The following is an 18,676-nucleotide window of genomic DNA, read 5'->3' as shown; positions in this document are numbered from 1 at the left end:
GGAGCCGCACCGCGCCTCCAGGCCGGGTGCGACGCGACCTTCTCCTCAGACGACGGCGTGGGCGGGGGCCGGCAGCGCACCCAGACCGCGGCGGAGGTCCGCCGGGGTCGCCGCGAGGCAGACCCGGATCCAGCCCTCGCCGGTGCGGCCGAAGGCGCTCCCCGGCGCCACCGCGACCCGCTCGCGCTGCAGGAACGCGAGCGCCCACTCGGCCACGTCGCCCTGGGACACATGCGAGACGTCGATCCAGAGGTAGAACGCACCACGCGGATCCAGGTACCGGATGCCCGCGGCGTCGAGGACCTCCTTCGCGACCGCGAGGTTGGCGCGGTAGTGCTCACGGGCGTCCTGCACGGCGGAGTGGTCCCCCACGATCGCCGCCAGGGCCGCCCACTGGTCCGGTTCGGCGACGCAGCTGATCATGGCCTCCTGGACGGTGCGCATCGTCGGCCCGAGGCCCTTCGGCGTCACCAGGTAGCCGACACGCACCCCGGTCATCGCGTACGTCTTGCTCAACGAGAAAGCGGTGAAGACGCGGTCGTCCTCGTCGAGGCTCGCCAGGCTGACGTGGCGGGTGCCGTACGTGAAGTACTCGTAGACCTCGTCGCTGATCACCCACAGGTCGTGCCGCTTCGCGAGGGCGAGCAGGCCGCGGAGGGTCTCCTCGCCGAACACCGAGCCGAGCGGGTTCGACGGCGAGTTCACGATGAGGGCTCGGGTCCGCTCGGTGATGCTCGCCTCGAGCGCCTCGAGATCGGGCTCGAAACCGTGCTGCGGTTCCAGCCGGTACGGCACCGGGGTCGCCCCGAGGATGTGCGCGTTCATCGTGAACGTCGTGTACCCGGGGTCCGGCACGAGGACCTCGTCGCCCGGGGAGAGCACGAGCGTCATCGCCTGGAACAGTGCCTGCGTCGCGCCGATCGTCAGCCAGACCTGCTCGACGTCGACCTCCATGCGGTTCTCGCGGCGGAGCTTCTCGCGGATCGCTTCCCGCAGCGGGGCGATGCCGCCGTTCGGGGTGTAGTCCGTGCGGTCCTCGGACCAGGCGCGCCGGGCGGCCTCGCCGATGTGCGGGGCGACGGGGACGTCGGGTTCGCCGATGACGAGCATGGCGACGTCGGGGTTGCCCGCGCTCGCGGCCGTCTCACGGAGCAGCGCTGCCTGCTCGAAGACCCGACGGATGCCGGAAGCGGGCACGGTTTCGATCCGCGGTGCGAGGGATGGCATGCTCGTCACGGTAGCGAACCCGTGTTGCGGTGCGGTTTCGGCGTTTCGGTGCGTTGGCATCGGGGGTTCGTCCTGGTAACGTAGATGGCTGGACTTCCGCGTTCCGTCGCCCACGGGTGGAACGCGATGCGACCAAGGGCCCCTCTACCCAGCGGTCGCGACCACCCGTCAGAGACAACAGGAGCAACACATGGCGAACATCAAGTCGCAGATGAAGCGCATCAAGACCAACCTCAAGGCCCAGGAGCGCAACAAGGCGTACCGGTCCGAGCTCAAGACGGTCATCCGTCACACGAACGAGGCCGTCCTCTCGGGCGACAAGGACAAGGCCGCTGCGGCCCTGACCCTCGCCTCGAAGAAGCTCGACAAGGCCGTGAGCAAGGGCGTCATCCACAAGAACCAGGCCGCGAACCGCAAGTCGGCCATCGCGAAGAAGGTCTCGGCGCTCTGACGCACTGACCTCCGCTCGAAGGCTCCGCACCGTTGGTGCGGGGCCTTCGTCGTTGTGTGGGGGCGACGCGGCGAGGGGCGGCGGCGGGTTCGCCGCCGAGATCGCACTTCGTGCCGTATGGGTCCGGCGCGAGATGCACGAAGTGCGATCTCGGCGGACGGGCGCGGCGCGTCGTGCGACCTCGGGCGCGCCCGGCGCGGGCGGGCGTGCGAGCCGGGTCGGGTCGGGTCGGGTCCCGAGATCGCACTTCGTGCCGCACACGTCCCACGCGAGATGCACCAAGTGCGATCTCGGCGGACCGGACCGGCGCGTCGTGCGACGTCGGGCGCGCCCGGCGCGGGCGGGCGTGCGAGCCGGGTCGGGTCGGGTCGGGTCCCGAGATCGCACTTCGTGCCGTATAGGTCCGACGTGAGATGCACGAAGTGCGATCTCGGCGAACGTGAGCGGCGCGTCGTGCGACCTCGGGCTGGCCCGACGTGAGCGGGCGCGAGTGAGCGGCGCGTCGTGCGACCTCGGGCTGGCCCGACGTGAGCGGGCGCGAGTGAGCGGCGCGTCGTGCGACCTCGAGCGGGGGGGGGGGGGGGGCGGGCCCGACAGGAGCGACGAGCGCGTCGCGGGCGCGGGCGCGCAGGTCGGCCCGGCACGCGGGCGCGACGGGAGGCTCGGGTCAGCTCAGCGGGACTCGCCGCGTCGGGCGATGGTGCGGACCATGACCTCGAGCGCGTAGTGCGCGTCGCGGGAGCCACCCTTCACGGCGGTGTCGGCTTCGGCGATGCTGATGATCGCGTTGGCGAGCCCGACCTCTGTCCACGAGGCCACGTCGCGCTGCGCCCGTTGCACCTGCCACGGCGCCATGCCGAGCGCCGACGCCGCCTGCCCGCTCGGGCCGCGGAACGCGCTCACCTTCGCCATCGTGCGGATCTTGCTCGCGAACGCCGCGACGATCGGCACCGGGGCCTCGCCCGTGGAGAGGGCGTGCCGCAGTTCGACGATCGCCGGGGCGGAGCGGCCGGCCAGCGCGATGTCGGCGACCTTGAAGGCGTTCGTCTCGACGCGTCCGCCGTAGTACTTGTCGACGACCTTGTCGGTGATCTCCTGTGCCTCGTCGGCGAGGAGCTGCCGGCACGCCGCGGCGAGCTCGGCCAGGTCGTCCGCGAACGCCGCGACGAGGGTCCGGACCGCCGACGGCGCGATCTTCCGGCGCGCGGCTCGGAACTCGGCCTGGACGAAGTCGATCCGGTCGGTCTCGCGCTTGAGCTCGTCGCACTGCACCTCGATCCCACCGCCGACACCGCTGCGGATCGTGTCGAGCAGCTTCTTGCCGCGCACACCGCCGCCGTGCCGGAGCACGAGCGTGACGTCGTCCGCCGGGGCACCGAGGTACGAGATCGTCTCGGTGATGAATGCGTCGGTGCACTTCTCGACGTTGGTGACCCGGACCAGCCGGGGCTCGCCGAACAGGGACGGGCTCGCGAGGGTCGCGAGGAGACCCGGCGCGTACTGGTCGGCTTCGAGGTCGTGGACCTCGAGCGCGGGGTCCTCGCCGACGAGCAGGTCGCGGAGGACGCTGCTGGCACGCTCGGCCAGGAACGTCTCGGGGCCGGTGACGAGCACCACGGGCGCCGGACGGATCCCCGACCACGGCACCTGGTCGATCTTCGCCGCGGCGCGGACGGGCTTCTTGGCGGCCATGCCTCGATCCTACGGGCGACCACCGACCCCGAATGCTCCGTCCACACCCGGAGCCGGTCGGGTCCGTCGCGGCCGACGACGACCGTGCCGTGCAGGTCGGTTCGGGAGGCCGTGGTCCCCGCGGCCTCGAGCATCGACAGTGCCGACCGGGTCGGGTGCCCGTACGTGTTGTCCGCGCCGACGCCGATCAGCCCCACCACCGCGGCCGTCTGCCGGTACACGAGCGGGTCCTGGTCCGCGGAGCCGTGGTGCGCGACCTTCACGACCTCGGCCGGGTCGATCCCCCCGGCACGGAGTCGTCGCTGCGCGGTCTCCCCCAGGTCGCCGAGGAACAGCCCCGAGACGCACGTCGAGCACCCCGGGCCCGGGTCGGTCCGGAGCACGAGGCTCGCGTCGTTGCCCGCGTCCCGTGAACCGGCCCGCGGCCACAGCACCCGCCACCCGAGTGCGCCGAGCGTGCCCGCCGTGGTGTCGTCGGCCTGGAGCACCGCGACCCCGGCGCGCTGCAGGGACCGCACGACCCGCTCGTCGGCGGGCCGTCCGACCGGTCCGACGAGGGCGGTCGTCACACGGTCCGCCACGGCGTCGACGGCTCCGACGTGGTCGCGGTCGAAGTGGGTCAGGACGAGCAGGTCGATCCGGTCGATGCCGAGCAGGTCGAGACACGCCTCGAGCCGACCGGCATCGTCGCCCGTGTCCACCAACGCGACTCCGGGCGCAGCAGAGGAGCCGTCGGTGGCGCCGCCACGGACGAGGACAGCGTCCCCCTGGCCCACGTCGCACGCCGCCGTCGACCAGTCCGGCGGCAGGCCCGCCCGCACGACGAGCCGAGGCACGGCGACGGCCGTCATCCCGATGACCACGACCACCCCGGCGAGCAGGAGCAGGCGGAACCGCACGGCCCGCGGGACGAGGACGGCGACCGCGACACTCGCACTCACGACGCCCGCGGCGACGACCCCACCGATCCCGCCCGGCCACGGCGCCGACGCGTGCGGGAGTGCCGCAGCGCCGTGTGCGATGCCCCCGATGGCACTCGCCGGCGTCCAGGCGACCGCGGCGAGGACCGACCCGCCCGACGGCCACACCGCGGCCGCCAGACAGGCGGCGAGCCCCACCACGGTGACGATCGGCGCGAGCGGTTCGGCGAGGAGGTTCGCCGGTACGGCGTACGTGGGGAACGCCGCGGAGAGCGGGATCGTCACCGGCCAGCACGCGAGCTGCGCGGCCACCGGGACAGCCGTGGCGGCGGCGACGGGAGTCCAGATCCGCCGGGCGAGGAGGACGGTCAGCGGCGGTCCCAGCACGACGATCCCGGTGGTGGCGAGCACCGAGAGGGTGAAGGCGAACGACCGCGCGTACCAGGGGTCGGCGACGAGCGTGCCGATCACGGCGAGGGCGATGAGCGGCACGCCGCGCACCGGTCGTCCCGTCAGGTGGACCACGAGCACGACGATCGCCATCACCGTCGCCCGCACGATCGACGGATCCGGCCGGACGAGCACGACGAACGCCAGCAGGACCGCGACCGCCACCGCCGCTCGAGCGTGCCGCGGCAGGCCGACCACGCGGCCGAGGACCACCACCAGCCCGACGAGCACGGCGCAGTTCGCTCCCGAGACGGCGGTGAGGTGGGTCAGCGCCGACGTCTCCATCGCCGCCTCGGTCGCAGGGTCGAGACCGCTCCGATCGCCGATCGCGAGTCCGCGGAGGAGCGCGCCGCCCGGTTCGGGCAGCGGTTCCGTGACGGCGACGAACGCCTGGCGCGCCCGGTCGGTTGCCGCGAGGAGACCGGTCGGTGGATCGGCCTCCGCCGGACCCCTGAGGAACGCGACGAACGACGTCGTGCCGCCCGGTCCGTCGGCTTCGAGGGTGGCCGCCACCCGGAGGCGGGTGCCGGCGGCGAGCGGTCCGGTCTCCACGAGGTCGTCGTCGCGCGACGGGACCACCCGCACGGGGACCCGCAGCCCCTCGTGGTCGTCGACCCGCTCGAGCGTGGCGACGACGGACCGTGCGCCCATCGCGAGGTCGCGGTCCAGGACGACCTCGATCTCGGCGCCCCTCGAACCGACGTCATCGAGGGTCGACGGACTCCGGCGTCCGTCACCGACCAGCACGGCCACGGCGAGGAGCGCGGAGAGCAGTGCCGTCGTCAGCGACATGGCGACCACGACCGAGGTCCGACGGGCGAGGAGGAGCCCCACGCACACCCCGGCAGCCACGGCACCGCCGAGCAGCACCCAGCCCGCGGCCCCCGGCACACCGACGAGCAGCGCGGCCCCGATCCACACGACCACGACCGGTCCCGCGACCCGCAGGTCGGCCACCCGAGGCGTGAGGTCCACGGCCACGGTGATCAGACCCGGACGCGGTCGCGCAGGTCGGCGAACCGGCCGTCCCCGATGCCGCTGACGTCGAGCAGGTCCTCGACGGCCGTGAACCGTCCGTGCTCGTCACGCCAGGCGAGGATGCGCGCCGCGAGCCCGGGCCCGATGCCGGGCAGCGTCTCGAGCGCGGCCTGGTCTGCTGCGTTGAGGTCGATGACCGCGTCGCCCGCGGCACCGGGAGCACCCGTCGGGACACCCGGACCACCGGACGACCCGTCCAGCGTCTCGGGGATGTCCGTCTCCCCCACCCGCGGCACGTACAGCCGCTCCCCGTCGTCCAGCACCCGTGCGAGGTTCAGCCGTGCGAGGTCCGCCTCGCCGGTCGCTCCGCCGGCCCGTTCGATCGCGACGGACACCCGGCTCCCGGCGCCGAGCGACACGACCCCCGGACGTTCCACCGCCCCCACCACGTGCACGACCACGACCCCCACCGACGGCGAGACGGACGGCCCAGCGTGCCCAGGAGCAGCGGCACCACCAGCACCAGCACCAGCACCAGCACCACCACTACCACCACCAGCAGACGGCGCACCCGTCACCGTCAACGCCCCGCCACCCCGGTCCGCGTCCGCGCCGGACACCCCCGATCGGGACCCGAGCAGCACCACCACCACGGCAGCCACGACGACCACCGCCGCCAGGACCACCGCCGCCCGCGGCGACAAGGCCCAGCCCGCCCAACGACCAGCCGCCCAACGACCGCTCGCCCCACGGCCACCGGCCCGACCACCACCCGGAGAAGACATGCCCGAACGCTACGGAGCCCGGCCACCCGGCCGGGCTTCGTACGTCGCTGCGGTGGACAACCACCACGACAGCCGTCCTGTGGAGGAAGCGCTACCCCTTGATCGCGATGTTCACGAGCTTCGGCGCCCGCACGATGACCTTCACGATCTCGCGGTCCCCGATGTACCGCTGGACCGACTTCGACGCTCGTGCCATGGCCTCGAGCTCCGCCGGGTCGATCGACTTCGACACCTCGAAGGAGTCCCGCACCTTCCCGTTGACCTGCACGACCGCGGTCAGGGTCTCCTGCACGAGCAGCGTCGGGTCGGCCTTCCGCCAGCCGTACGTGGCGACGGTGGCCTGGTAGCCCAGCTTCTCCCACATCTCCTCGCCGGTGTACGGCGCGAAGACGCTCAGCCCGAGGGTGATGGTCTCGACGGCCTCGCGCACGGCGGGGTCGGCTGCGCCGGGCCCGCTGTCGATCGCCTTGCGGGTGACGTTGACGAGGTCCATGAGCCGCGCGATCACGACGTTGAACTTGAACGACTCCATCATCCCCGGCGCGTCGGCGAGGAACCGGTGGGTGACCTGCCGGAGCGCACGGTCGCCGTCGGCCCACGCCACTTCCGGGGCGGAGGTGACGTCGAGCGCCAGGCGGTACGCCCGGGCCAGGAACCGGGCGGAGGCGGACGGCGAGACGTCCTCCCAGTTGATGTCGTCTTCCGGGGGGCCGGCGAAGCCCATCACGAGGCGGATCGCGTCGACGCCGTTCGCGTCGAGTTCGTCGCCGAGCGAGACGCCGCCCTTCGACTTCGACATCTTCGAGCCGCCGGACAGCACCATGCCCTGGTTGAGCAGGGCCGAGAACGGCTCGGTGAAGTCGAGGTAGCCGAGGTCGAAGAGCACCTTGGTGACGAAGCGGGCGTACAGCAGGTGCAGGATCGCGTGCTCGATGCCGCCGATGTACTGGTCGACGGGAGCCCACTTGCGGGCCGTGGCCGGGTCGAACGCTTGGGTGTCGTCGGTCGCGGACAGGAACCGCAGGAAGTACCACGACGAGTCGACGAAGGTGTCCATCGTGTCGGTGTCGCGGAGCGCGGGGGTGCCGTCGACCGGGTTGGGGACGTTCACCCAGTCGGTCGCGCCGCCGAGGGGCGAGGTGCCCTTCGGCTTGAGGTCGAGGCCCTCGGTGTCCGGCAGGCGCACGGGGAGCTGGTCGAGCGGCACGGGGTGCTCGGTGCCGTCGGCGCCGTGGATGATCGGGATCGGGGTGCCCCAGAACCGCTGGCGGGAGATGAGCCAGTCGCGCAGTCGGTAGGTCTTGGCGGCGCGTCCGGTGCCGCGTTCCTCGAGGAGCTTGATCGCGGCGGTGATGGCGTGCTGCTTCGACATGCCGTCGAGCGGCCCGGAGTTGATCATCCGGCCCTGGCCGGTCAGCGCCTCACCGGTGGCGACCGGATCGAGGGTGGGGACGTCGAAGTCCTCGAGCGTCGCGCCGGCCGGGATCACGGGGATCGCCCCGGTCACGGTCGCGTTGGTGTCGACGACGACCTTCACCGGCAGCTTGAACGTCCGGGCGAAGTCGAGGTCGCGCTGGTCGTGGGCGGGCACGGCCATGACGGCGCCGTGGCCGTAGTCGGCGAGGACGTAGTCGGCGGCCCAGATCGGCAGGCGTTCCCCGGTCAGCGGGTGGATCGCGAAGCGGCCGAGCGGCACACCGGTCTTCGGCCGGTCGGCGTTCTGCCGGTCGATCTCGGAGGTCTTCTGGGTGGCCGTCAGGTAGTCGGTGAACGCCGCGCGCACGTCGGACGGGACCGAGTCGGCAGCGACGAGCGAAGCCGCCAGGTCGGAGTCCGGTGCCACGACGAGGAACGTCACCCCGTGGATCGTGTCCGGACGCGTGGTGAAGACCGTGACGGGCTCGTCGCGGCCCTCGATCACGAAGTCGACGTCGGCACCGACCGAGCGTCCGATCCAGTTGCGCTGCTGCGCGATGACCTTCGCCGGCCAGCGCCCCTCGAGCTGGTTGAGGTCGTCGAGCAGCCGGTCCGCGTACTCGGTGATCTTGAAGTACCACTGCGTGAGCTTCTTCTTGACGACGACGGCGCCGGAGCGGTCCGAGGTGCCGTCGGGCAGGACCTGCTCGTTGGCGAGCACGGTCTGGTCCACCGGGTCCCAGTTGACCCAGCTGTCCTTCCGGTACGCCAGTCCCTTCTCGTACATCTTGAGGAACAGCCACTGGTTCCACTTGTAGTACTCGGGGTCCGAGGTGTGGATCTCGGTGGTCCAGTCGAACGACGGCGCGTAGCGCTTGAAGGACGCCTTCTGCTGCTCGATGTTCGCGTAGGTCCACTCCTTCGGGTCCACCCCGCGCTTGATCGCCGCGTTCTCGGCGGGCAGGCCGAAGGAGTCCCAGCCGATCGGGTGCAGCACGTTGAACCCCTGCTGCCGCCAGTACCGCGCCACGAAGTCGCCGAGCGCCCAGTTCTCGGCGTGCCCCATGTGCAGGTCGCCGGACGGGTACGGGAACATCTCGAGGATGTACTTCCGCGGACGCGTGTCGTCGAGGTCGGTGGTGAAGAGACCGAGCTCCTCCCAGCGGGGCTGCCACTTCTCCTGCAGACGACGGAAGTCGTAGGCGTTCGGGTCCTCGGGGTGCTGCTCGGTGGTCACGGAACTCTCAATCGGTGTGGGAGGCACGGATCACGCCCGTCGGACGTGCTCCGGTCATCAAGGATATAAGGCCTGGAGGCGCGGATCACCGCATCGGGACGGCCCGCCTCCGCAGGGTGGCCGGGTACGCGGACGACGGACACGGCCCCGAGACCGGCCCGGGCCGTTCAGACCCCCAGGAGTCGCCCGTCGCGCATCCGCAGGGTCCGGTCGACGAGGTCTGCGGCGACCGGGACGTGCGAGACGATGACGACCGTGCGGCCGGCGGCCCGCGCCGCGCCGACGAGGTCCCGCAGCACCGCGTCGCCGAGGTCCGGGTCGATGTCGGCGGTGGGTTCGTCGAGCACGAGCACCGGGAAGGCGTGCAGGAGCGCCCGTGCGAGGGCGAGCCGGTGCGCCTGCCCGCCGGAGACGAGTGCGCCGCGCTCCCCCACGCCCGCGTCGAGTCCGCCGCGACGCGCGACCCACGATGCCAGCCCGACCCGGTCGAGCACGGCGAGCAGGTCATCGTCGGTCGCGGTGTCGCGGGCGAACAGCAGGTTCTGCCGGACCGACTGGTCGAACACGAACGGGTCCTGCTCGATGAGGCCGACGCGGGCACGGACGGCGTCGGGGTGCATGTCCTTCGCCTCGACACCGTCGAGCGTGTACGAGCCGCGGTGGTCCACGAACCGGACGAGGGCGTCCACGAGGGTCGACTTGCCCGCGCCGCTCGGACCCTCGAGCACGACGACCTCGCCGGGGCGGAGGTCGAGCGACACCCGGTCCACCGCGTCGGTCTCGGCTCCGGGCCACCGGACGGACAGGTCGCGGAGGGACACGGCGACGGGACCGTCGACGACGAGCGACGCCGGGTCGGCCTCGGTGTCCGGCTCGGGCACGATGCCGGCGGGGACCTCGGCGGGCACGACCTGCTCGACGCGGTCGGCGGCGGCCCGCACCCGTCGGAGCGTCAGGACGGCGAGCGGGAACCCGCCGACGACCTCGAACAGGGCGAGGGGCACGAACACCGCCAGCGCCCACAGCGGCCCGTCGAGCGCTCCGGCGACGACCGCGGGCGCACCGACCGCCAGGATCCCGATGACCGCGCCGCCACCGACGAGGCCGACGAGGGCGCCGACGAGCGACTCCACGGTGCCGCGACGCCGGACGGCCGCGGTCACCCGGGCGTCGAGGCGGGCGATGTGGGCGAGCCGTTCGTCGAGGGTGCCGTAGGCCGTGAACACGTCGAGCGTCCGCACCGTGTCGAGCACGAGGTCGGCCACCCGTCCGCGCTCGGCCGCGGTCTGCTCGTCGGAGCGCCGGGCGATCGAGCGCGTGACGACCGACCCGAGCAGCGCGGCCACGGCGAGGGCGACGAGCAGCACGAGCGCCGCGGGCACCGACACCAGCGCGACCGCGACGAGCGACAGGACGGCCACGGTGCCGGCGGACACGAGCGGCCCGACGACCCGGATCGGCAGGTCCTGCAGTCGGTCGGTGTCGGTGACGAGCCGGGTCAGCAGGTCGCCGCGTCCGGTGGAGCCGAGCCCCGCCGGCGCGACGGAGGACAGCCGCCGGTACATCTCCGTCCGCACGACCGCGAGCTGTCGGAACGACGCGTCGTGCCCGGCGAGCCGGTCGACGTACCGCAGCGCCGCACGTCCGAGCGCGAACGCCCGCACGCCGACCATCACGAGCGTGAGGTACAGGATCGGCGGGTGCTCCGCGGCACGCGTGATGAGGTAGCCGCTCGCGGCGAGGAGCGCGACGGCGCAGACCGCACTGAGCGCACCGGCCGTCACCGCCTTCGCCCAACCCGACCCGTGCGGCATGGCGAGCCGCAGGACGGAGCCGCCACGGGCCTCCAGACGGCTCATGCCCGCACCCCGTCCACCCGGGTGACGTCGACGGATCCGCCGGCGCCGACGTCGACGCGGACGTCGGCGGCGGCGATCACGACCGGTCGGTGACTCGCGACGACGACCACGGCGCCGTCGGCGGCGAGCCGGTGGACCGCGTCGACGACGTGTGCCTCGGCCTCGGCGTCGAGGGCCGAGGTCGGCTCGTCGAGCAGCACGAGCGGTGTCGCGACGCGACGTGCTCGGTACAGGGCGCGCGCGACGGCGACGCGCTGCGCCTGTCCGCCGGAGAGACCGGCTCCGCCGGAACCGACCTGGAGGCCCGGGTCGAGTCCCAGGCCCGCCTCGCCCAGGGCGGTCCGCACGGCGCTGTCGTCGGGGGTCGCGCTGAGCGCGACGTTCTCGGCGATCGTGCCGCGGACGAGTCGCGGGCGCTGGTCGGCCCACGTGGTGCGCTCGGTGCGCGTGGCACCGGCGGCACCGGGCAGCGCGACGGTGCCGTCGTGCGGCAGGACGCCACGGATCGCGGCGATGAGGCTCGACTTGCCGGAGCCGCTGGGGCCGGCGAGCACGACGACGGTGCCCGCGGGCGCGCGGAGGTGCACCGGTCCGATCACGACGTCGGGCCGACGGACGGTCAGGCCGTCGAGCACCAGCTCGCGCGCGGCCGGCGTGTCAGCGGATCGGTCGGCGGCGGGTCGGGCGGGCGGCGCGGTGTCGTCGTCGAGGACGTCGAGCACGGCGGCCGATGCCTCGACGCCGTCCTGCGCGGCGTGGAAGTCCGCGCCGACCTGCCGGATCGGGGCGAAGGCCTCGGGTGCGAGGACGAGCACGAACATCGCGGCGCCGAGGCCGAGCGACCCGTCGACGAGCCGCACGCCGATGGACACGGCGACGAGGGCCACCGACAGGCTCGCGGCGAGCTCGAGGGCGAAGCCGCTGACGAACGACAGGCGGAGCACGCCGAGGGTCCCCCGGCGGTACTCGTCGGTCACCGTGCCGATGCGCCCGACCTGGCGTCGGGCACGACCGAAGACCTTGAGCGTCGCGAGGCCCTCGACCGCCTCGGTGAACGCGCTGCCGAGCCGGGCGAGCGCGTCGGACTGCGCCCGCTGCAGCGCCTGGGTCGCGAGCCCGATGAGGATCATGAAGACCGGGATCACCGGGAGCGCGCAGAGGACGATGAGCCCGCTGGTGAGGTCGCCGAGCCCGATCGCGACGAGCAGCATCGGCGTCGCGATCGCCGTGAGCGCCAGCTGCGGCAGGTACCGGCCGAAGTAGGCGTCGAGCGCGTCGAGCCCCGGACCGAGCGTGGTGGCGAACCCGGCGCTCGAGCGCTCGGCGAGCCACGACGGCCCGCGCTCGGCCGCACGGGCGAGCACGGTCGCGCGCAGCTCGCTCTTCACCGTCGCGGCCGCGCGGGCGGCGAGGTCGTCGGTCGCCCACGCCGCGACGGCACGGAGGACGAACGCCCCGCCGAGGAGTGCGAGCGTCGGCACCCACGCCGACGGGACGACGCCCTTCCCGACGGCGTCCACCCCGAGCGTGACGGCGGCGGCGATCCCCCACGCGATCGCGATGGTCGCGAGCGTGCGGAGGGCACCCGTCCCGGCGGCGGCCACGATGAAGCCGCGCGCCGTACGGGACAGGCGGAGGAGTCGCGGATCGAGCGGCTTCATCGTCGGCGCCTAGTGCGCGGCCTGCAGGACCTGGGCCCGCGAGACACGCTTGCGGAACACCCAGTAGGTCCAGGCCTGGTACGCGAACACGAGGGGCACGAAGACCAGCGCGACCCAGCTCATCACCGTCAGCGTGTACGAACCGCTCGAGGCGTTGTACACGGTGAGGCTGTTGGCCGGGTTCACCGAGTCGGGCATCACGTTCGGGAAGATCGCCGTGAACATCGCCAGGACGATCGCGGCGATCGTCACGGCCATGAGCGTGAACGCACGGCCTTCCCTGCCCCAGGCGTTGCAGAGCACCGCGAGGACGAGCGCCAGCGCGGCCACGACCGAGAGCACGAGCGACGCCGGGGTCGCCCGGACGAACGCCATCGACACCAGGAACGCCGCCCCGACGACGATCGTCAGGATGCCGGCCCGGGTCGCCAGGCGCTTCGCCCGCTCGCGGATCTCGCCCTCGGTCTTCAGCGCCACGAACACGACGCCGTGGGTGAAGAACACGAGCAGGGTCGCGGCGCCGGCGAGCAGGGCGAACGGGTTGAGCAGGTCGAACAGCGTGCCGGTGAAGTTGTGGCCGGCGTCCATCGGGATCCCGCGGACGACGTTGCCGAACGCGACGCCCCAGAGGAACGACGGCACCGCGCTGCCCACGATGATCATGAGGTCGAAGCGGCGCTTCCACGAGGCGTGCTTGTTCTGGTGCCGGTACTCGAACGAGACACCGCGCAGGATGAGCGCCGCGAGGATGAGCAGCAGCGCCAGGTAGAACCCGGAGAACATCGTGGCGTACCACTCCGGGAACGCCGCGAACAGGCAGGCGCCGGCGACGATGACCCACGTCTCGTTGAGGTCCCAGACGGGGCCGATCGTGTTGATCAGGACACGGCGGTCGGTGTCGTCCTTGCCGAGGAAGGGCAGGGACATGCCGACGCCGAAGTCGAACCCGTCGAGGACGAAGTAGCCGACGAAGAAGACGCCGACGATCGCGAACCAGAGAACCGGGAGATCCATCGCTAGACCGTTTCCATTGCTAGTAGACCGTCACTTCGTGCTTGACCTCGCCGGTCGCCTCGTCGACCTCCGCCGGATCGGCGGGGCCCTCCTGCGCGACCTTCTTGATGAGTCGGAACTCGACCACCGCCAGCGAGCCGTAGATGAGCGTGAACACGACCAGGGAGATGAGGACCTCGAGCCCGGTCACGTTCGGGGAGACCCCGTCGGCGGTCTTCAGCAACCCGAACACGAGCCACGGCTGGCGGCCCATCTCGGTGAAGATCCAGCCCATGATCATCGCGGCCATCGGCAACGGGGCGGCCCAGGTCGCGATCCGCCACACCCAGCGCTGCTGCGGGAACCGTCCCTTGCGGGTCAGCCAGAGGCCGACCAGGGACACGGCCACCGCGCCGACGCCGAGCGCGATCATCCAGCGGAACGACCAGTAGGTCACCCAGATGATCGGCTTGTAGTCGCCCGCACCGTAGACCTGCGAGTACTGGGCCTGCAGGTCGTTGATGCCCTCGACCGTGCCGTTGAAGGTGTGGGTCGACAGGAACGAGAGCAGGTACGGCACCCGGATCGAGAACAGCTCGTGCACGCCGTCCGGTGTGCCGAGCGTGAAGATCGAGAACGACGCGTCCTTGCCGGTGGCGGTGTTGTACAACGCCTCGGCCGCGGCCATCTTCATCGGCTGCGTGTCCACCATGGTGAGGCCGAGCTGGTCACCGGTGAGCACCGTGAGGGCGCCGGCGGCGAGCATCGTCCACATGCCGAACTTCAGCGCCGGCATCATCGTCTCGAGGTTCTGGTTGCGCGCCAGGTGGTACGCCGCGACCGAGATGATGATCGCCGCGGCGACCATGAAGCACGCGAACAGGGTGTGCGGGAACGCGGCCAGGGCGACCTTGTTCGTCAGGACGGCCCAGATGTCCGTGAGCTCCGCGCGGCCCTTCGCCTCGTTGATCGTGTAGCCGACCGGGTGCTGCATGAACGCGTTCGCGGCGAGGATGAAGTACGCCGACATGATCGTGCCCGCGCTGACGCACCAGATCGTGGCGAGGTGGACCCCCTTGGGCAGGCGGTCCCAGCCGAAGATCCACAACCCGATGAACGCCGCCTCGAAGAAGAACGCGAGGATGCCCTCGAGCGCGAGCGGCGCGCCGAACACGTCGCCGACGAAGCGGGAGTAGTTCGACCAGTTCATGCCGAACTGGAACTCCTGCACGATCCCGGTCACGACGCCCATCGCGAAGTTGATGAGGAAGATGCGCCCGAAGAACCGGGTCAGCTGGAGGTAGTGCGCCCGCCCCGTCCGGTACCAGGCCGTCTGGAACACGGCCACGACGACGGCCATGCCGATCGTCAGCGGGACGAAGAGGAAGTGGTAGATCGTCGTCAGACCGAACTGCCACCGCGACAGGATGAGCGGATCGAGGATGTCGTTCATGCGGCGCGTCCTTGCCGGGTCGCCGCGCGCTGTTGGTGCACGTCAGTTGCTTCCTGTGGAAGGGGGAACTTCTGGTGTCACAGCCGTTGGGACACCCCAACGCTACCGCGCGGACACCTTCTTCGACAAGTTGTAGAACTCTCGACTGCACGAACGTGCAGGAGCAGTGCACGGCACAACCGTGCGGAACGGACGTGCTGGACGCCCGCTTCACGAACGACGACAGGTGCCGGGCAATTGCCCGACACCTGTCGTTTTACTGCGGTTGATCGCGGCAGTGCGCCGCCGTGCTCGCTACAGCAGGTCGTTGTCCTGCAGGAACGACTTGGCGACCGAGGCCGCCGACTTCTCGTCGACCGAGTTCTGACGGTTGAGCTCGATGAGCACGTCGGTCGTGAGGAGCTTGTTCACCTTCTCGATGGCGTCCGCCGCCTTCGAGTCGAGGCCCTTCGACACGATCGGCGTGACGTTGTTCGCCGGCACCAGGTGCTCCGGGTCCTCGAGGGTGACGAGCTTGTCGGTCTTGATCGAGGCGCTGGCCGAGTAGATGTCCGCGACCTGCGAGTCACCGTCCTGGATGGCCTTGATCGTCAGCGGACCGCCCGAGTCGTTCTGCTGGTTGACCTCGCCGGTGATGCCGTACTTCTCCTTGAGGCCCTTGGGACCGTAGGCGGCCGTCGCGAACTCCGGGTTGGCGGCGATCGAGATCGTGCCACCGATCTTCGACAGGTCGGCGATCGACTTGAGGTCGTACTTGTCGGCCGTGGCCTGGGTCACCGTGTAGGTGTCGGCGTCGGACGCGTCCGCCGAGGGGAGCGCCTTGACGCCGGACGGCAGGGTGTCCTTGAGGGCGGAGTTGATGCCCGCCGTCGTGGTCTCCGTGGTGGTGTCCTTGCCGTCCGCCTGGAGCAGGTAGTTGAGCAGGTTGCCGTTGTACTCGGGGAAGACGTTGATGCTCCCCTTCGAGACCTCGGGCCAGTAGGCCTTGCGCTGGCCGATGTTGAGCTGCTTCTTGACGGTGAAGCCCGCGTGCTGGAGTTCCTGGGCGTAGAGCTCGGCGATGATCTCGTTCGACGGGTACGCCTGCGAACCCACCACGATGGTCTTCGAGTCACCGCTGCCGGAGCCGGAGGAGAGCGGGTCGCTCGAGGAGCAGCCCGCCAGGGCGATGGCGGCAGCGGACGCGACGGCGATCGTCGCGGCGAGGCGCCGGGTGGTTGCTGTGATCACGAGTGGGTTCCTTCCACAGGGGTTGATGCTCGGGGTGCTGAGCTGCTGGTGCTCCGTCGCGACTGGCGCGCCGAGCCGGCGGAGACACCCGCGGGGACGGCGAGCCGCTGCAGTGCGGCGAAGACGATCTCGAACGCGATGGCGAGGGCGATCACCACGATGGAACCGCCGAGCACCTCCGCGTAGTCCTGATTGGCGATGCCGGAGAAGGCGTAGCCGCCGAGCCCTCCGGCGTTGATGTAGGCGACGAGGGTCGCGGTGGCCACGACCTGCAGGACCGCGGCACGGATGCCACCGACGATGAGCGGCAGGGCGAGCGGGATCTCGACCTTGACGAGGATCTGCCACGGCGTCATGCCCTGCGCCTTCGCGGCGTCGATGATCACCCGGTCGATGGCCTCGACGCCGGAGTACGCCCCGGCGAGGACCGAGGGGATCGCGAGGACGACGAGCGCGATGAGCGGTGCGCCGAGCCCGAGGCCGAGCGCCAGCGCGAGCAGGGTCAGCACGCCGAGTGTCGGCAGGGCGCGGATCCCGCCGGAGACGCCGACCGCGATCGACCGCCCCTTGCCGGTGTGCCCGATGAGGAGCCCCAGCGGCACCGCGATGACCACCGCGATCGCGACGGCGAGGAGCGTGATCCAGACGTGCTCCCACAGCCGGACGCCGATGGCGTTGCTGCCGACGTTGTTCGCGGGGTCGAAGATCCAGGCGATGCCCTGTGCGAAGAGGTTCATGCGGACACCTCCGCGGTGCGGACGTCGTCGGCTGCGGACCGCCGGAAGCGACGAGCGGTGCGCCCGCTCCCCCGGGTCCAGGGCATCACGAGGCGGCCGATGGCGACCAGGAGCAGGTCGAACACGAGCGCGAGCACGATCGTCAGGACGATGCCGGTGAGGATCTCGGCGCTGATGCCGCGCTTGAGGCCGTCGGTCAGCAGGAAGCCGAGGTTCGGGATGCCGATGAGGGCCCCCACCGTGACGAGGCTGACCGTCGACACCGACACGACCCGGATGCCGGCGAGCAGCACCGGGCCGGCGAGCGGGAACTCCACGCGGGCGAACCGCTGCGCCGGCGAGTAGCCGAGAGCCTCGGACGCGCTCACGACGTCGGCGTCCACCGCGTCGATGGCGTCCGCGGACGAGCGCGCCATCAGCGCGACACCGAAGATCGTCATGGCGATGACGACGTTCACCGGGTCGAGGTAGCTGGTGCCGAGGATCGCGGGCAGGACGAGGAAGAGGGGCAGCGCCGGGACCGTGTACAGCAGGCTCGCGACCACGACGATCGTCGAACCCGTCGCCCGCGCGGCCCCGCGACGCTTCCGGAGGCGGGACACGAGCAGGCCGATCGGGACGGAGAGCACGAAGCTGATCACGATCGGCGGGATCGACAGCCAGACGTGCGCGATCAGGTTCGAGGTGATCGTGTCGAGGTTCCCGAGGACCCAGTTCACGCGTTGCCCACCTGCTGCTGCGGCACGGCCTCGGCCGCGTCGACCACCTGGACGGGCCCGGTGAGCACCCCGGCGGCGCGGCCCTCGCCGTCGACGACGATCGGACCGGTGGGGGTCTGCTCGACCCGGAGGGCGCGACGACCACGGCCGGCGCCGATGAAGTTCGCGACGAAGTCGTCGGCGGGCTCGGCGAGGATCTCCGCCGGCGTGCCGAGCTGGGCGATCTCGCCGCCCTTCTTGAGGATGACGACCTGGTCGCCGAGCTTGAAGGCCTCGTCGATGTCGTGCGTCACGAAGACGACCGTCTTGCCGAGCTCGCGCTGGAGCCGGATGAGCTCGTCCTGCAGGTCGTTGCGCACGAGCGGGTCGACGGCGCCGAACGGCTCGTCCATGAGGAGGATGTTCGGGTCCACCGCGAGACCGCGGGCGACACCGACACGCTGCTGCTGGCCGCCGGAGAGCTGCGAGGGGTACCGGTCCGCGAAGGCACGGTCGAGGCCCACGGTGTCCATCAGCTCGAGCGCGCGCACACGGGCCTCGGACTTGGAGACCCCGGTCAGCAGCGGCACGGTCGCGATGTTGTCGGCGACCTTGCGGTGCGGGAGCAACCCGGCGTTCTGCATCACGTAGCCGATCCTGCGGCGGAGCTGCACCGGGTCGACGCCGGAGACGTCTTCGCCGTCGATCTCGACGGCGCCCGCGCTCGGGTCGACCATCCGGTTGATCATGCGGAGCAACGTGGTCTTGCCGCAGCCGCTCGACCCGACGAAGACCGTCGTGGTCCGCGACGGGATGACGAGACTGAAGTCGTCGACCGCGTTGGTGCCGTCCGGGTAGGTCTTGCGTACCGAGCGGAACTCGATCATGG

13 protein-coding genes and 1 pseudogene are annotated in these 18,676 nt (G+C 71.5%); 1 reads left to right on the top strand and 13 read right to left on the bottom strand.

What is annotated here, in order from left to right:
• Positions 1-45: 45 nt before the first annotated feature.
• Positions 46-1,227 (bottom strand): pyridoxal phosphate-dependent aminotransferase, encoded by a 1,182-nt coding sequence (locus tag DEJ28_RS07515; protein ID WP_111117554.1) that lies wholly within the window; start codon positions 1,225-1,227, stop codon positions 46-48.
• A 190-nt stretch (positions 1,228-1,417) separates the two neighbouring features.
• On the opposite strand from DEJ28_RS07515, the gene rpsT reads away from it, so the two are divergent.
• Positions 1,418-1,678 carry a 30S ribosomal protein S20 gene (rpsT, locus tag DEJ28_RS07510; RefSeq protein WP_111117553.1) on the top strand — a complete coding sequence of 87 codons (261 nt, stop codon included), beginning with the start codon at positions 1,418-1,420 and terminating at the stop codon, positions 1,676-1,678.
• A gap of 672 nt (positions 1,679-2,350) precedes the next feature.
• Here the strand turns inward: rpsT and holA are convergent.
• The 12 genes and pseudogenes from holA to DEJ28_RS07455 all read right to left on the bottom strand — a co-directional run bounded on the left by holA (position 2,351) and on the right by DEJ28_RS07455 (position 18,674).
• Complete coding sequence (gene holA / locus DEJ28_RS07505; RefSeq protein WP_111115062.1) at positions 2,351-3,370, bottom strand: DNA polymerase III subunit delta; 1,020 nt, start codon at positions 3,368-3,370, stop codon at positions 2,351-2,353.
• A 566-nt stretch (positions 3,371-3,936) separates the two neighbouring features.
• Positions 3,937-5,391 (bottom strand): annotated as a pseudogene (locus tag DEJ28_RS18055) (ComEC/Rec2 family competence protein); the annotation flags it as partial.
• Positions 5,392-5,726: 335 nt separating this feature from the next.
• Positions 5,727-6,503: a helix-hairpin-helix domain-containing protein gene (locus tag DEJ28_RS07500; RefSeq protein WP_146248820.1), complete on the bottom strand. Its 777-nt coding sequence runs from the start codon at positions 6,501-6,503 to the stop codon at positions 5,727-5,729.
• A gap of 91 nt (positions 6,504-6,594) precedes the next feature.
• Entirely contained in the window at positions 6,595-9,156 is a 2,562-nt protein-coding gene (gene leuS / locus DEJ28_RS07495) for a leucine--tRNA ligase (protein ID WP_111115061.1), read from the bottom strand.
• A gap of 167 nt (positions 9,157-9,323) precedes the next feature.
• Entirely contained in the window at positions 9,324-11,015 is a 1,692-nt protein-coding gene (gene cydC / locus DEJ28_RS07490) for a thiol reductant ABC exporter subunit CydC (protein WP_111115060.1), read from the bottom strand.
• Complete coding sequence (gene cydD / locus DEJ28_RS07485; protein WP_111115059.1) at positions 11,012-12,676, bottom strand: thiol reductant ABC exporter subunit CydD; 1,665 nt, start codon at positions 12,674-12,676, stop codon at positions 11,012-11,014. The genes cydC and cydD overlap by 4 nt, the downstream gene beginning before the upstream one ends.
• Positions 12,677-12,685: 9 nt before the next feature.
• Positions 12,686-13,690 carry a cytochrome d ubiquinol oxidase subunit II gene (gene cydB / locus DEJ28_RS07480; RefSeq protein WP_111115058.1) on the bottom strand — a complete coding sequence of 335 codons (1,005 nt, stop codon included), beginning with the start codon at positions 13,688-13,690 and terminating at the stop codon, positions 12,686-12,688.
• Between the two features lie 19 nt (positions 13,691-13,709).
• Positions 13,710-15,122, bottom strand: coding sequence for a cytochrome ubiquinol oxidase subunit I (locus tag DEJ28_RS07475; protein WP_111115057.1), 1,413 nt, complete (start codon positions 15,120-15,122; stop codon positions 13,710-13,712).
• Between the two features lie 294 nt (positions 15,123-15,416).
• Positions 15,417-16,352 (bottom strand): ABC transporter substrate-binding protein, encoded by a 936-nt coding sequence (locus tag DEJ28_RS07470; protein WP_258367998.1) that lies wholly within the window; start codon positions 16,350-16,352, stop codon positions 15,417-15,419.
• Positions 16,349-17,089: an ABC transporter permease gene (locus DEJ28_RS07465; protein WP_111115056.1), complete on the bottom strand. Its 741-nt coding sequence runs from the start codon at positions 17,087-17,089 to the stop codon at positions 16,349-16,351. The genes DEJ28_RS07470 and DEJ28_RS07465 overlap by 4 nt, the downstream gene beginning before the upstream one ends.
• Positions 17,086-17,808 carry an ABC transporter permease gene (locus tag DEJ28_RS07460; protein ID WP_111115055.1) on the bottom strand — a complete coding sequence of 241 codons (723 nt, stop codon included), beginning with the start codon at positions 17,806-17,808 and terminating at the stop codon, positions 17,086-17,088. The genes DEJ28_RS07465 and DEJ28_RS07460 overlap by 4 nt, the downstream gene beginning before the upstream one ends.
• Positions 17,805-18,674, bottom strand: coding sequence for an ABC transporter ATP-binding protein (locus tag DEJ28_RS07455; protein WP_111115054.1), 870 nt, complete (start codon positions 18,672-18,674; stop codon positions 17,805-17,807). Before DEJ28_RS07455 ends, DEJ28_RS07460 begins: the two co-directional genes overlap by 4 nt.
• Positions 18,675-18,676: the final 2 nt, after the last annotated feature.

It is taken from the genome of Curtobacterium sp. MCPF17_002 (assembly GCF_003234115.2).
Classification (GTDB): Bacteria; Actinomycetota; Actinomycetes; order Actinomycetales; family Microbacteriaceae; genus Curtobacterium.
The sequence above is the reverse complement of the archived record's forward strand: the minus strand, read 5'-3'. Positions and strand labels throughout refer to the sequence as shown.